The organism is Mesorhizobium sp. P2_F7 (genome assembly GCF_056403695.1).
The window spans coordinates 870,273-884,417 of sequence record NZ_JBFUFA010000001.1 but is presented as its reverse complement, the minus strand read 5'-3'; the positions used below and the strand labels follow the sequence as shown (position 1 = coordinate 884,417).

The following is a 14,145-nucleotide window of genomic DNA, read 5'->3' as shown; positions in this document are numbered from 1 at the left end:
CAGCTGTTTATTGAACTGATACCCCGGGGAGCGCCGAATCGGGCAAGCCTGGCAGCGATGAGTCAGGTGGCGGCAGACCCGGAAGCGGCGACGCGGCCGGCTGATCGCCCGCAAACATCAGCCGCGTCTTCGTATCGGCCATCGCTGGCGAAAGGCTGCGCTGGATCAGCGCTTCGACATGGTCGTTGCGCTGGCGGGCGCTGTCGGCGCCCATCACCACCACGATCAGCTTGCGACCGTCGGCATTGTAGGACGTCACGATGTTGAAGCCGGAAGCCTTGATGTAGCCGGTCTTGATGCCGTCGACGCCGCGCACCCGGCCGAGCATGTCGTTGTGGCCGCGCACCAGCCGTCCGCGGAACATGAAGTCGCTTTCGGAGAAATAGTGGAACTGTTGCGGGAAGCGGGCGCGCAACGCCATGCCGAGCGTCGCCATGTCGCGCGCCGTCGTATGCTGGCCTGCGTCGGGCAGCCCGGATGCGTTGCGGAAGACGGTGCTCGTCATGCCGATCTGGCGCGCCTTCGACGTCATCATGGCGGCGAACTGGTCTTCCGAGCCGCCAAGATATTCGCCCACCGCCACCGCCACGTCATTGGCCGATTTGACCACGATCGCCCGGATCGCCGAATCGACATCGATGCTCTCGCCGCGCCTGAAGCGCAGCTTGGTCGGCGGCTGCCGTGCCGCATTGTCGGAAACCGGGATCTGCGTTTCCTTGCTGATGCGGCCGGTCTCCAGCGCCTCGAACAGCAGATAGAGCGTCATCATTTTGGTCAGCGACGCCGGATAGCGCTGCGCCGTCGAACTGACCTCGAACAGCGTCTTGCCGCTGGCATCGACGACGATGGCCGCATATTTTTCCTGCGGCGCCGGCACCGCCAGCACGCTGTCGGGCGGCGCAGTGGTGCTGCAGCCGGCAACGAAGACGAGCAGCAGCAACGCTGCGACAAATCTCTGGGCGAGGGAGGGGAAATGGAAGTCGGGCAAGGCAAGTCCGGCGTTGCTGAGAGGGCCGGAACCTAGCCTAACCCATTGGCCGCGTCCATTTGGTTAACGCATAGGCCCGGTTTTCCTCGCCCCCGCAGAGCGGGGGAGAGGTGGCTCGGCGTAGCCGAGACGGAGAGGGGATTGCGCTGACAGTGCAGAACAGGCTCCAGGGATCTTCGTTTGCTGGATGGCGCTTTACAAAGCCCCCTCTCCGGCCGCTTCGCGGCCACCTCTCCCCCGCTTTGCGGGGGCGAGGAACTTGCGCCACCTTCGCCCCGAAATCGCCTGTTTCCTGCCCCCTTTTTGCCTGCGGGGCTACGCTGCTGCTATAGCTGCGGGCAATTGCTTGGGGGATTCGACAATGGCCAATGACATCGGCGCGGCTGCGCCATCGCTTATCAGGGCTTCGCTCAGCCGCACCGGCAAATGGGCCGGTAGCGTCGCCTTCATCGGCGGGGCGGCTTCCGACATCCTCAATCCGCTGGCGCCATTCGCCGCTTACATCGCGCTGGTCGCCTCGGTTGCCGCCGCCATCATCGCCATCTCCATCGTTCTGCGGCTGGTGCTCGCGGCCAAGGCGCTGCCGGCGCTGATCTTTGCCACCAGCGCGGCGGCCGTCGCTGGCGGCGTCTACGGCCTGCAGCAGCAGACCAATTCGCAAAACGGCGTGATCGCCGGCCTGGTGCCGGCCATCGCCCAACTGCAGCAGCAGATGGGCATCGTCTCGGCCCGGGTGGCCAAGATCGAGCAGACGGTTACCGAGACGCAGCAGACGGTCGACCAGGTCAAGCAGTCGACCGACGCGGTGGCGAAAAAGACCGAAGAGATCGCGTCCAACCAGCAGCAGCAGACCGAACAGGGTGCGCAGACGCAAAAGACTGTCGATCAGGTCAAGCAGACCACGGAAACGCTCGCTGCCGGCCAGCAGAAACAGGCCGAGCAGGCCGACAAGCTGCAGGCGACCACCGAACAGATCGCCGCCTCGATCGACACCATCGCCAAGGGTTTTGCCGCATTGGCCGCGCAGGGCGGGGCGATCGCCGAGCCGAAGCGGCCGGATGAATTCTACCACAATGCCCGCGTCTACGAACTGTCCGGCGACATGCTCAACGCCCGCCGCTCCTATCTCGCCTTCGCCGGCTTCGATGTCGATGCCGTCGATCCCTACACACGCTTTGCCACCCTGCTGCGCGTGCAGGACGGCAAGGCGGGCGCGCGCGAAGTGTTCGGCCAGCTTGCCGACAAGGGCAAGGCGCGGTCGATCAAGCTGGTCCATATCCTGCAGTTCGACGATGCCCAGCGTCTCGACAAGCTCAACGCCTTCATCGCCGCCAATCCGGATTTCGCACCGGCCTACTATCTGCTCGCGCAGGAGTTTTCCGAGGATCGGCTCGGCGTCCAGTCACTGTCCGACAAGCGCAGCGAGGCCGAGGCGCTGACCAAGTTCGTCTCCTACGAAAAGGATGGCGGTCTGCTCAAATATTTCGTCGACCAGACGCAGCTTGCCGACTGGCTCGACCGCAGCCGCACCCGGCTGACGGCCCTTGGCGATGTGCTCGACCCCGCGCGCTTTGCCCCGTCGCTGACGCCGATGCGCTCCAATGCCGGCTGGACGATCTCCATCTCGCTGCCCGAAGCGGCGACCGGCATTTCCTGGCGCCTGGGTGAAACAGGTCCGTTCACCGACACCGGGCTGATGGCGATGAACGACCAGCGCACCGGCAAGCCGATGCCCAATCCGAGCTTCGAATTGCCCGACAGCACCGCGGCCACCATCATCGGGGTAAAATATCTCGATCTCAGGGGCCGCGAGACCGGGCCGTTCAACATAAGCTTCGATCCGGAAGCCGCCCTCCAGCAGGGCAACAAGCAGATCCTCGACCAGTTCTGGACGTCGTGGATCGCCTTCGACGCCAGCGGCAATCACGGCCTGGTCTATTTCTCGCAGATGCTGTCGTACCGTTGCGGCATCAAGGAGGTGCGCTACAGCCTGAACGGCACCGCGCTCGACAAGGAGATCAAGCTGCCGCCTTGGGACAAGAAAGACCCTTACGCCATCCCTTATGACTACCAGCCCTACTTCAAGGTCGCCGACAGCGTGACGTCGATGGCGGTCCAGGTCACCTACACCGACGGCACCAAGTCGCCGGTGCGCGAGTACAAGCGGCAGTAGCGCCCACCCTCCTCACAAGCGGAAGGGTGGAACTGGTCTGATGCAAAATGCCGGAAGCTGCGCTTGCGCAAGCGGCGCGGAGCGGGTTTGTTCGCTGCCATCAGAATCAGCGGGTGCATGGATGGATACGGTCACGATCAAGGCAAAAGGCATTTCGGTCACGCTCGACCTTACCGTCGGGCATATCGCCGACATGACCGTCGACAGCGATGGCCGCCAGCTGAAGCCGCTGCACCGCGCGCCCTGGGTCGATGCCGGCGAGACGCTGCCGCCGGACCTGCCCGAGGGCACCGTGCGCCTTTCCGGCGATTTCCTGTGCGCGCCGTTTTCGGCCAGCGATATCGAGGCTGCACCGCTGCATGGCTGGCCGGCCAACAGCGGCTGGGATGTCGTTGCCAGCGAAGCGACATCCGATGGCTGGCGCGCTGTTTTCCGGCTGCGCCGCACGGTCATGGGCGCCACGGTCGACAAGATTTTCACCCTGCGCGACGGTCATCCCTTCCTCTACCAGGAACATGTCTTTTCCGGCGGTTCGGGCGCGGTGTCCGCCGCCCACCATCCGATGACGGCGATGCGCGACGGCGGCCGGTTGGCCTTTTCACCGAAGCGCTTTGCCGCGACGCTGGACACGCCGCTGGAGCCCGATCCGGCCCGCGGCCGCTTCAAGCTTGCCTATCCCGCGCGAACCACCGACCTGACCCGCTTTCCGGCCGCCAGCGGCGGCACGCTCGATCTCACCGATTATCGCATGGAAGATCTGCGCGAGGATTTCATCACCATGGTCGAGGCCGATCATGGCGGTCCGGGCTGGACGGCGTTGGCGCGCCGCGCCGAGCAGGATCTGGTGCTGGTGCTGAAAAACCCGGCCGAATTGCCGGTCACCATGCTGTGGTTCAGCAATGGCGGCCGCGACTACGCGCCGTGGAGCGGCCGTCATCGCGGCGTGCTCGGCATCGAGGACGGCCGCGCCGCCGTCGGCCATGCCGCATCGGTCGGAGACAACTGGCTGAAGCGTGAAGGGGTGGCGACCGCCTTTGCGCTCGGCGGCGAAGTTTCCTTCCGCCATGTCATCGGCGCGCTGCCGCAGGCAAGCGGCGAGCCGCCGCGGGACATCGCGACGGCGGATGGTCAGATGCGCCTCACCGGAGCCGACGGTTCGACCCGCGACGTAGCGTTCGATAGCGACTTTTTGCGCATCGGCAAGTCAGCGTAGCCTGCCGGCATCGCAAGTTCAGGGTTTGAAATTTCCGCCAACAGCCGCCAAGATGGCGGGCGAAACCATCTCGCTGCCAAAAAGGCTCTCATGTCCGAAATCGCCCACCTCGCCGCCACCATCTTCAAGCGCGCCGGCAAGGCGAAGCGCTTCATCGTTGCCATTGCAGGCCCGCCCGGCGCCGGCAAATCGACGCTGTCGGCCAGCCTGCATGATCTGCTCCCCGAGGGTGCTTCGGAAGTCGTGCCGATGGACGGGTTTCACTTTGACGACATCGTGCTCAACCAGCGCGGTCTGCGGCCCAGAAAAGGCGCTCCCGAAACCTTCGATTTCGCCGGTTTCGAAACGCTGTTGAAGCGCATCCGTTCGGGCGAGCCCGACATCGCCATCCCGGTGTTCGACCGCAGCATGGAATTGTCGCGCGCCGCAGCATCCATCGTTGCCGCCGAGACCAAATTCATCCTGGTCGAGGGCAATTACCTCCTGCTCGACGAGGAGCCGTGGTCGCGGCTGGCGCCTTTGTTCGACTTCACCATCTTTGTCGATGTGCCGCGTACCGAACTAGAGCGCCGCCTGCTGGTGCGCTGGCATGAGCATGGCCGTTCCGACGAAGACGCACGCGCCTGGATCGTCTCCAACGACATGCCCAACGTCGACCGCGTGCTTGGCCGCCGGCGCTCGGCCGACCTGGTAATCGGCGATCACGCATAAATTTGCTGGATTTCCGAACGGGAACCTTAAGACTTTCAGGTCGTTATCGCTGACGAGGCAACTTCGCCACAAAGGGATTTCGTCCGATGGCAACCAAAGCAAGAAAACCCGCAGCCGCCAAATCCAGGGCAACGCCCGCCAAAGCCACTCAGGCAAAGGCAGGCGCAGGTCCGGCAATCGCGGCACGCTCCAAGGATGCAAAGCCGGCTTTCGGCAAGGCGGCGCCCAAGAAGGTGGTGCCGGCCGTAGCGGCCAAGGTGGCGGCAAAGCCTGCCAAGGCTAAGAAGCCGGCAGCCGCCGGCAGTTCGGTCAGCACCATGCGCAATGTAGCCAACGTTGCTGCCGGCGCGGTTGTCGCCACGGCCAGGGGAGCGGCATCGCTCGCCTCGTCTGTCATGGGCAGAGGCGGCTCCAAGGCCAAAGCCAAGGCGAAGTAGAGCAATTCCAGGAAAAGTGTGAGGCGGTTTTCCCGGGAAAAGCGCGTAACGCTTTCCCTTGGGAATTGCGTCAAACAAAAAGGGGAAAGCCGCTTTCAAGCGGCTTTGCTCGTCAGCCTTTAGCTGGAATGGTGAGGCCTCGTTGCACCGCAGGCCGCGCCAGGCCACGCTCCAGCCATGCCGCAACGCTGGGGAAATCGTCGAAGCCGACGAGTTCCCGCGCCTCGTAGAAGCCGATCAGATTGCGCACCCAGCCCAGCATCGAAATGTCGGCGATGGTAAAATCGTCATCCATGATCCAGCTGCGGCCTTTCAGCCTTGTCTCGAGCACGCCGATCAGCCGCCGCGATTCGTTGCGATAGCGATCCAGCGGCCGCTTGTCGGCGATCTCGCGTCCCGCGAATTTGTTGAAAAACCCGACCTGTCCGAAGATCGGCCCGATCGCCGCCATCTGGAAGAACACCCACTGGATGGTCTCGTAGCGCCGCGCCGGATCGGCCGGGATCAGCTTGCCGGTCTTGTCGGTGAGGTAGAGCAGGATGGCGCCGGATTCGAACAGGCCGAACGGCTTGCCGCCCGGACCGTCGGGATCGATGATGGCCGGTATCTTGCCGTTCGGGTTCAGCGACAGGAATTCCGGCGTCCAGCTCTGGTCCTTGCCGATCTCGACCAGATGCGCCTCATAGGGCAGACCGAGTTCTTCCAGCGCAATGGATATTTTCACGCCGTTCGGCGTCGTCGCCGAATAGAGCTGCAGGCGGTCGGGGTGCTTGGCCGGCCAGCGCTTGGTGATCGGAAAGGCGGACAGGTCGGTCATCGAAAGCTCCGGTCGGGAATTTGGGCGCGGCATCGCGCAGTTTGGCGGGTTGCGAAGGATTATCCGCGACGTCTTTGCCGATCAACCGGTGGGCAGTGTACACACCCGTCTCCACCAGCGCGGGCCTGTGCCTGCCGCTTGTAGTCAGACCGCCTTGAACGCCACCACGGCATTGGTGCCGCCAAAGGCAAAACCGTTGCTGATCGCCGCCCGCACCTTGCGCTCGCGCGCCACATTGGGCGTGACGTCGAGATCGCAATCGGGGTCGGCCTGCCGGAAATTGGCCGTCGGCGGCACGAGGCCTTCGCGGATCGCCATCACGCAGGCGATCATCTCCAGCCCGCCCGAGGCGCCGAGGCAGTGGGCGTGCATGGATTTGGTCGACGACACCGAAAGCTTGTAGGCGTGGTCGCCGAACACGCGCTTGATCGCCGCCGTCTCGATCTGGTCATTGGCCTTGGTCCCGGTGCCGTGGGCGTTGAGATAGTCGACGTCCTCGGGGTTGAGCCTGGCGTCGGCCAGGCAGGCGCGCATCGCAGCCGTCGGTCCTTCGACAGTCGGTGCGACGATGTCGGATGCGTCGGCGGAAAGGCCGGCGCCGGCGATCTCGGCCAGGATGTCGGCGCCGCGCGCCATGGCGTGTTCATAGGTTTCCAGCACCGCCATCCCGGCGCCTTCGCCCAGCGACAGGCCCTGGCGGTCGGCTGAGAACGGCCGGCAAGTGTCGGGTGCCAGCACCCGCAGCGCCTCCCAGCCCTTCAGGATGCCCCAGACCAGCGGCGCATCGGTGCCGCCGGCGACCATGACGTCGGCACGGCCGAGCCTGATCTGGTCGACCGCCGAGGCAAAGGCATGATTGGACGACGAGCAGGCCGAAGTGACGCCGAAAACCGGCCCGCGCAGGCCGAGATTCATGCTGACATGGCCGGATGCCGCGCTTGGCATCACTTTCGGCACGGTGAAGATTCCGGCCCGGTTCTTGCCGTCGATCAGGATGGCGCGATAGTTTTCCTCGATCGCTTCCCAGCCGCAGACGCCGACGCCGACCACCGTGCCCATCCGGTAGGTGGTGGCTTCATTCGACGTCAGTCCGGCATGCTGCATGGCCTCGCGCGCGGCAATCGTTGCCAAGAGGCTGAAGCGGTCCATCGACACGGTCTGCTTGTGGCCGATGCCGTGCTCGGGCATCGCCTTGATCTCGCAGCCGACCTTGACCTTCAAATCATGCAGCAGCGGGTTGTCGATCTGGCCGATCGCCGAACGTCCCGCGCGCATTTCGTTCCAGATCGCAGGCGCATTGGTGCCAAGCCCGCATATGCCGCCTATGCCGGTAATGACGACGCGCTTGTGCATTCAGGCTTTCTTCGCGATCAGCGCGCGAACAGCCTCGACCATGTCGCCGACATTCTTCAGATTGCTCCAGGCATCGACCGTGTTCATCTCGATCTCGATGCCGTACTGCTCCTCGAGATCGAAGATGATCTCGGTCAGTTCCAGGGAATGGATGCCAAGCGCGGTCAATTCCGTATTGGTGGTGATCTCTTCGCCGCCGGGCTCCGCATGTGCCCTGATCTTGGCGATGATTTCCGTTGCCAGCTCGTCAGCCATTCGATTCCTTCCCCAATTTTATCATTTCGCGGCGCCGATTGGTTGGCGCCGTGTTGCCTGGACTGAAAATCGCCGTCGCCTTCAAAACCCCGCCAGGCGCGGCATGACCGTTCCAAAGAGGCTCCCTCTATAGAAACGGAAACGCTGTCAAGCAACAAGCTATATCAACAAGCTACATATCGACAAAGCAGCCGGAGTGCTTAACGTTGGGGCGATGGATACGTTGCAACATGGCTCAACCGCGGTGCTGCCGGCCCAGCGCGTCGCTGGTGCGGCTCGGCTTGCATGCGGCGTCAGTGCCGGCCGCACCAGGCTTTCGCGCCTCTATCAGGACGGATCGGCAAAGATCCGCATGCCGGCGGTTGCGGCCGATCCGCTCGAAGCCGTGCTCATCAACACCGCAGGCGGGCTGACTGGCGGCGATCGGCTTGGCTGGGAGATCGATGTGGGGCCAGCTGCCTCCGCTTCGATCACCACCCAGGCCTGCGAAAAGATCTATCGCGCCGAAAGCGACCGTGCCGAAGTGCGGGTAAAGCTGAGCGTCGGCGCGAACGGCCGCATCGCCTGGCTGCCGCAGGAAACCATCGTCTTCGACCGCTCGGCCTTTGCCCGCACGCTCGACGTCGAGCTCGCCGCAGGCGCCGAGGCATTGCTGCTCGAGGCCACCGTCTTTGGCCGCCTGGCCATGGGCGAACAGGCAAGGCAAGGCCATTTCCACGACCGCTGGCGGGTCCGCCAGGACGGTGCGCTCATTCATACCGAGGATTTCCGCATTGGGCCGGCGATTGCAGCCGCCCTTGGCCGTCCGGCGGTTGCCGGCGGCGCCATTGCGGTGGCGACGCTGCTGATGGTTTCGCCGTATGCCGAAACCTTGCTCGATCCGGCCCGCGACATTATCGGCGCCGACGGCGATGCCAGCGCCTGGAGCGTGAAACAATCTGGCAAGCTTCTTGCGAGGCTGTTTGCCGAGAACGGTTACCAGCTGCGCAAGCGGCTGGTTCCGCTCGTCGAACTGCTCAACGGGCGGGCCGGTCTGCCCAAATTATGGTCACTCTGAGTCAAATCCAGGCCAAATCCAGGAAAGCGCATGAACCTTACGCCGCGTGAAAAGGACAAGCTGCTCATCGCCATGGCGGCGATCGTGGCACGCAAGCGGCTGGAACGCGGCGTCAAGCTCAATCACCCCGAGGCGATCGCGCTGATCACCGATTTCGTCGTCGAGGGCGCCCGCGACGGCCGCCCGGTCGCCGAACTGATGGAGGCCGGCGCCCATGTCGTCACCCGTGCGCAGGTCATGGAAGGCATCGCCGAGATGATCCACGACGTGCAGGTCGAGGCGACGTTTCCCGACGGCACCAAGCTGGTGACGGTGCACGAACCGATCAGGTGAGGAGAAGAGATGCTCGAACTCAGGCCCAACTGTGAATGCTGCGACAAGGACCTGCCGCCGGAAGCGACGGATGCGCTGATCTGCACCTTCGAATGCACGTTTTGCGCCGACTGCGCTGACGATGTGCTGGGCGGCGTCTGCCCGAACTGCGGCGGCAATTTTTCCGCGCGTCCTATCCGGCCGGTGGAGAAGCTGAAGAAATATCCGGCCTCGACCAAACGCGTGCTCAAAGCCGAAGGCTGCGGTCCGCGCAAGGCCGCATGATTGTTACCGTGAATTGGAAGGTAGGAACGATGATCTCTGCTTCAACCAAACGCACCACGCTTGCCGCGATCCTGCTCTTGGCAGCCGCCATGCCCGCCTATGCCCATGTCGGCATCGGCTCGACCTCGTCCTTCATGGCGGGCTTCGCGCATCCGCTGTCCGGCCTCGACCATATGACGGTCATGATCGCCGTCGGCCTATGGGCCGCGCTCAAGGGCGGCAAGGCGATATGGGCCTGGCCGCTGGCCTTTGTCGGCGTCATGCTGGCCGGCGGCGCGCTCGGTATGCTGCATGTGCCCTTGCCTTTCGTCGAGCCGGGCATTTTGGCTTCCGTCGTCGCGCTCGGCCTGCTGGTCGCGCTGGCGGTGGATCTGCCGGTCTCCACCGGCGTCGCCATCATCGGCCTGTTCGCGCTGTTCCATGGCCATGCCCATGGCACCGAAGTGCCAGAAAATGCCGGTGGGCTTGACTATATGGCCGGCTTTGCTGTCGCCACGGCCCTTCTTCATGCCATCGGCATCGCCGCCGGCCTCGGTCTCGGCATGCGCTTTCGCGGCCTCGCCCGCGCTGCCGGTGCGGCGTGTGCTGCGGTCGGCGTCGGCCTGGTCTTCGGCGTTCTGTGAGACCTGAGATGATCCCCGGCGAAGTCATCACCGCAAGCGGCGACATCGAGCTCAACAAGGGTCTGCTGACCGTGACGCTCAAAGTCGCCAACAGTGGCGACCGTCCGATCCAGGTCGGCAGCCACTACCATTTCTTCGAAACCAATGAGGGGCTGAAATTCGACCGCGACAAAGCCCGCGGCATGCGTCTCGACATTGCTGCCGGCACCGCAATGCGCTTCGAGCCGGGACAAGAACGCGACGTCACGCTGGTGCCGCTCGGTGGAAAACGCGAGGTCTATGGTTTCCAGCAGAAAATCATGGGCAGGCTGTGAGATCGACAGGGTCGAACGCCCTGAAATCAGTTCGACGGCCTGGCCGCTGCATAAATGACGATTCCTGCAGGCCCGTCGAATTCGACAGCGAGAACGTCTTGCGCCAGCACGCGCCTGGAATCGATAGCATTGAACAGCAGCGCGTTGGCGTCGATCTCCTTGCGCAATTCCGTGATGTCGTCCTGATGCTGCCTGACCTTGCTCTCGACGGCAGGCGGTGGGCCGCCTTCGCTGCGCGCCGCATCGGTGAGGAAGACGATATCCACCGTGTCGAGCTTGGATGTCTTGCGCACGGTGCCGATGTTTTCACGCGTCCGCTCGATCGCGGCGATGAGCTTTCCGGTCTCCGTCGTCGTTCGCGCCTCTTCCTGCCGCACGTCCGAGCCGACGATCCGGTTGACGGTCTCCTGGCTTTCAACGGCCTGCGCGGCAGGTGGGCCGTAGGCCGCGAGGAACACGCATGTGGCAATGCTCCGGAGCCATCTGGCGTCGGCAAAGGGAATGGTCGGCATAGATCGCTCCCGGCGAACTTTTCTGCGCAACGCCGTTCGGCGCCAAAGAAGCCAAACGACTCCTGTCCGGCGAAGGTTCCCTCTGCGATAGGGCCGGCGGGCCGGATGCCGACCCGCCGAGCCTTGTCGTCAGCTCGCCTTCTTGGTGACCAGGGTCAGCGCGCCATTGGTGGTCATGCTGGCGGCGACCACCTGTGCCGAGGTGAGCCCCTTGGCTTCGAGCGCCGACTTCAGCTGCGGTGTCGCATCGATCGAGCTGCGCAGTTTTTGCAGCCCGGCATCGCCGCGCTTGGCGATCACCTGGTTGACCTGCGTTTGGGTTGCCTCAGGCAACTCGGTAATATCGACGATGTTGACGCTCTGGATCGCCGGCGCCGCCGGCTGGGCGCTCGGCGCAGCGGGCTTCGGCTGCGGCGTCGGCTGCTGCTGGGCACCGGCAATAGTCGCGGAGGCCAGCGTGGCGGCGGCTGCGAGAACGATGATTTTGCGCATGGATTTTCCTTCCATCGATTTGGCCAGGGATTTGGCAAACGGTCGGTTCGGGGTTGCGCATTAACCTCAACCGCCAAATGGGATCAGAAGGTGTCGCCGAGCGGGTCATTGCATGACCATTGGATGGCGACGATGTGGAGTTCGGCTTCGGCCAGACCGGTTTTTGGGAGCATTTGCTGATGGCTAGAATTACCCGCGCCGCCTATGCGCAGATGTATGGTCCGACGGTCGGCGACAAGGTGCGGCTTGCCGACACCGAACTGTTCATCGAGGTCGAAAAGGACCTCACCATCCATGGCGAGGAAGTGAAATTCGGCGGCGGCAAGGTCATCCGCGACGGCATGGGCCAAAGCCAGGTTTCTCGTGCGCAGGGTGCGGTCGACACCGTCATCACCAACGCGCTGGTGATCGATGCGTCGGCCGGCATCTTCAAGGCCGATATCGGCCTCAGGGACGGTCGTATTGCGGCCATCGGAAAGGCCGGCAATCCGGATACGCAGGACGGCGTCACCATCATCATCGGCCCCGGCACCGAGATCATTGCCGGCGAGGGCAAGATCCTCACCGCCGGCGGCTTCGACGCGCATATCCACTTCATCTGCCCGCAGCAGATCGACGAGGCGCTGATGTCGGGCATCACCACCATGCTTGGCGGCGGCACCGGCCCGGCGCATGGCACGCTGGCCACCACTTGCACGCCGGGGCCCTGGCACATGGCGCGCATGATCCAGTCGTTCGATGCTTTTCCGATGAACATCGGCCTGTCGGGCAAGGGCAACGCCTCCCTGCCGGCCGCGCTGGAGGAAATGGTGATGGGCGGCGCCTGTTCGCTGAAGCTGCATGAGGACTGGGGCACGACGCCGGCGGCCATCGACTGCTGCCTGTCGGTCGCCGACGACTACGACGTGCAGGTGATGATCCACACCGACACGCTGAACGAGTCCGGCTTTGTCGAAAACACCGTCGCGGCGATCAAGGGACGCACCATCCATGCCTTCCACACCGAAGGCGCCGGCGGCGGCCATGCCCCTGACATCATCAAGGTCTGCGGCCTGCCCAACGTCATCCCGTCCTCGACCAACCCGACACGGCCCTACACCGTCAACACGCTGGCCGAGCATCTCGACATGCTGATGGTCTGCCATCATCTGTCGCCGTCGATCCCCGAGGACATCGCCTTTGCCGAAAGCCGCATCCGCAAGGAGACCATCGCCGCGGAAGACATTTTGCATGACATCGGCGCCTTCTCGATCATCTCGTCGGACTCGCAGGCCATGGGCCGCGTCGGCGAGGTGGCGATCCGCACCTGGCAGACCGCCGACAAGATGAAGCGCCAGCGCGGTTCGCTGCCGCAGGAGACCGGCAACAATGACAATTTCCGCGTCCGCCGCTACATCGCCAAATACACCATCAACCCGGCCATCGCGCATGGCTTGTCGAAGGACATCGGCTCGATCGCGGTCGGCAAACGCGCCGATCTGGTGCTGTGGAACCCGGCCTTCTTCGGCGTCAAGCCGGACATGGTGCTGATCGGCGGCATGATCGCCGCTGCTCCGATGGGCGACCCCAACGCCTCGATCCCGACACCGCAGCCGATGCATTACCGGCCGATGTTCGGCGCCTATGGCAAGGCCAGGACCAACTCGTCGGTGACTTTCGTTTCCAAGGCGGCGCTGGAGTCCGGCCTGCACGGCAGGCTCGGCGTCGACAAGCAGTTCGTTGCCGTCGAAAACACCCGCGGCGGCATCGGCAAGCATTCGATGGTGCTCAACGACGCCACGCCGCACGTCGAGGTCGACCCCGAAACCTATGAGGTTCGCGCCGACGGTGAGTTGCTCACCTGCGAGCCGGCAACCGTGCTGCCTATGGCGCAGCGGTATTTTCTCTTCTGACGCCGGCATTCAGACCGACCGGGCAAAATGCGTTGCGGCGGGCATTCGGACGCCGCAATATGCTGCCCACGATAAGCCGCATAGTGATCAGGCATGGCCACCGAAATAGCGTCCGCCCACGACATCTTCCCGCATATCCGCATCGTCATGGGCATGGTGATCGGGCTTGGCGTCACTCGCCTTTTGTCGGGGCTCGCCCGCATCGTCCAGCACCCCGGCCAGTACAAGCTCTATCCCGTACACCTTGCCTGGGTCGCCTCCATGCTGTTGCTGCTCGTGCATTTCTGGTGGTGGGAGTTCGGCCTGTACACCATCGAGACCTGGACCTTCGGCAAGTACCTGTTCCTGATCTTCTACGCCATCACGCTGTTCCTGCTGTGCGCTTTGCTGTTTCCGGATTCGATGCTCGACTACACCAGCTACGAGGATTTCTTCTATTCGCGCCGCGGCTGGTTCTTCGGCCTGCTGGCCACTACCTATCTGCTCGATGTCGTCGACACGCTCCTGAAAGGTCCCGAGCATTTCGCCCGCTACGGCAATGAATATCTGTTCCGCACGCCGATCTTCGTCCTGTTGTGCATTGCCGCCATCCTGGTGCGCGACCGCCGCTTCCACATCGCCTTTGTCGTCGGCACGCTGATCTATCAGGTCTCGTTCATCCTGCGGCTCTTCGACACCATCGTCTGAGCGGGCGCGATGGTCTACGGTCCA

17 protein-coding genes are annotated in these 14,145 nt (G+C 63.8%); 11 read left to right on the top strand and 6 right to left on the bottom strand.

What is annotated here, in order from left to right:
• Positions 1 to 7 precede the first annotated feature (7 nt).
• A complete protein-coding gene (locus tag AC1DZ8_RS04045) occupies positions 8 to 988 on the bottom strand; it encodes a D-alanyl-D-alanine carboxypeptidase family protein (protein WP_477306122.1) in 981 nt (326 codons plus the stop codon).
• A gap of 361 nt (positions 989 to 1,349) precedes the next feature.
• On the opposite strand from AC1DZ8_RS04045, the gene AC1DZ8_RS04040 reads away from it, so the two are divergent.
• The 4 genes from AC1DZ8_RS04040 to AC1DZ8_RS04025 all read left to right on the top strand — a co-directional run bounded on the left by AC1DZ8_RS04040 (position 1,350) and on the right by AC1DZ8_RS04025 (position 5,522).
• Entirely contained in the window at positions 1,350 to 3,161 is a 1,812-nt protein-coding gene (locus AC1DZ8_RS04040) for a methyl-accepting chemotaxis protein (protein WP_477306120.1), read from the top strand.
• A gap of 121 nt (positions 3,162 to 3,282) precedes the next feature.
• Positions 3,283 to 4,374, top strand: coding sequence for a hypothetical protein (locus AC1DZ8_RS04035; RefSeq protein WP_477306118.1), 1,092 nt, complete (start codon positions 3,283 to 3,285; stop codon positions 4,372 to 4,374).
• A gap of 90 nt (positions 4,375 to 4,464) precedes the next feature.
• Positions 4,465 to 5,085 (top strand): nucleoside triphosphate hydrolase, encoded by a 621-nt coding sequence (locus AC1DZ8_RS04030; protein WP_477306116.1) that lies wholly within the window; start codon positions 4,465 to 4,467, stop codon positions 5,083 to 5,085.
• An 86-nt stretch (positions 5,086 to 5,171) separates the two neighbouring features.
• Positions 5,172 to 5,522, top strand: coding sequence for a hypothetical protein (locus AC1DZ8_RS04025; RefSeq protein ID WP_477306114.1), 351 nt, complete (start codon positions 5,172 to 5,174; stop codon positions 5,520 to 5,522).
• A 112-nt stretch (positions 5,523 to 5,634) separates the two neighbouring features.
• Here the strand turns inward: AC1DZ8_RS04025 and AC1DZ8_RS04020 are convergent, their stop codons facing one another.
• The 3 genes from AC1DZ8_RS04020 to AC1DZ8_RS04010 all read right to left on the bottom strand — a co-directional run bounded on the left by AC1DZ8_RS04020 (position 5,635) and on the right by AC1DZ8_RS04010 (position 7,947).
• Positions 5,635 to 6,339, bottom strand: a complete 705-nt coding sequence (locus AC1DZ8_RS04020; RefSeq protein ID WP_477306112.1) for a glutathione S-transferase family protein — start codon at positions 6,337 to 6,339, stop codon at positions 5,635 to 5,637.
• Positions 6,340 to 6,483: 144 nt separating this feature from the next.
• On the bottom strand, positions 6,484 to 7,692 hold the full coding sequence (locus AC1DZ8_RS04015) for a beta-ketoacyl-[acyl-carrier-protein] synthase family protein (protein ID WP_477306110.1): 1,209 nt from the start codon (positions 7,690 to 7,692) through the stop codon (positions 6,484 to 6,486).
• Complete coding sequence (locus tag AC1DZ8_RS04010) at positions 7,693 to 7,947, bottom strand: acyl carrier protein (protein ID WP_023671226.1); 255 nt, start codon at positions 7,945 to 7,947, stop codon at positions 7,693 to 7,695.
• A 214-nt stretch (positions 7,948 to 8,161) separates the two neighbouring features.
• Here AC1DZ8_RS04010 and AC1DZ8_RS04005 point away from each other — a divergent pair, with 214 nt between their 5' ends.
• Genes AC1DZ8_RS04005 through AC1DZ8_RS03985 form a run of 5 tightly spaced genes read left to right on the top strand, consistent with a single transcriptional unit; the run spans position 8,162 to position 10,538 of the window.
• Entirely contained in the window at positions 8,162 to 9,004 is an 843-nt protein-coding gene (locus tag AC1DZ8_RS04005) for an urease accessory protein UreD (protein ID WP_477306108.1), read from the top strand.
• A 30-nt stretch (positions 9,005 to 9,034) separates the two neighbouring features.
• On the top strand, positions 9,035 to 9,337 hold the full coding sequence (locus AC1DZ8_RS04000) for an urease subunit gamma (protein ID WP_023693076.1): 303 nt from the start codon (positions 9,035 to 9,037) through the stop codon (positions 9,335 to 9,337).
• A gap of 9 nt (positions 9,338 to 9,346) precedes the next feature.
• Positions 9,347 to 9,601, top strand: coding sequence for a DUF1272 domain-containing protein (locus AC1DZ8_RS03995; protein ID WP_477306107.1), 255 nt, complete (start codon positions 9,347 to 9,349; stop codon positions 9,599 to 9,601).
• Positions 9,602 to 9,630: 29 nt separating this feature from the next.
• Positions 9,631 to 10,224: a HupE/UreJ family protein gene (locus AC1DZ8_RS03990; RefSeq protein WP_477306105.1), complete on the top strand. Its 594-nt coding sequence runs from the start codon at positions 9,631 to 9,633 to the stop codon at positions 10,222 to 10,224.
• A gap of 8 nt (positions 10,225 to 10,232) precedes the next feature.
• Positions 10,233 to 10,538: an urease subunit beta gene (locus AC1DZ8_RS03985; protein WP_477306103.1), complete on the top strand. Its 306-nt coding sequence runs from the start codon at positions 10,233 to 10,235 to the stop codon at positions 10,536 to 10,538.
• Positions 10,539 to 10,564: 26 nt separating this feature from the next.
• On the opposite strand, the gene AC1DZ8_RS03980 is transcribed toward AC1DZ8_RS03985, so the two are convergent.
• The gene (locus tag AC1DZ8_RS03980) at positions 10,565 to 11,050 is read right to left on the bottom strand and encodes a hypothetical protein (protein ID WP_477306101.1); all 486 of its coding nucleotides are present in this window, start codon (positions 11,048 to 11,050) and stop codon (positions 10,565 to 10,567) included.
• Positions 11,051 to 11,179: 129 nt separating this feature from the next.
• Positions 11,180 to 11,542, bottom strand: a complete 363-nt coding sequence (locus tag AC1DZ8_RS03975) for a hypothetical protein (protein ID WP_477306099.1) — start codon at positions 11,540 to 11,542, stop codon at positions 11,180 to 11,182.
• Positions 11,543 to 11,721: 179 nt separating this feature from the next.
• On the opposite strand from AC1DZ8_RS03975, the gene ureC reads away from it, so the two are divergent.
• Positions 11,722 to 13,434: an urease subunit alpha gene (gene ureC, locus AC1DZ8_RS03970; protein ID WP_477306097.1), complete on the top strand. Its 1,713-nt coding sequence runs from the start codon at positions 11,722 to 11,724 to the stop codon at positions 13,432 to 13,434.
• A gap of 93 nt (positions 13,435 to 13,527) precedes the next feature.
• The gene (locus AC1DZ8_RS03965; RefSeq protein WP_477306095.1) at positions 13,528 to 14,121 is read left to right on the top strand and encodes a hypothetical protein; all 594 of its coding nucleotides are present in this window, start codon (positions 13,528 to 13,530) and stop codon (positions 14,119 to 14,121) included.
• Positions 14,122 to 14,145 lie beyond the last annotated feature (24 nt).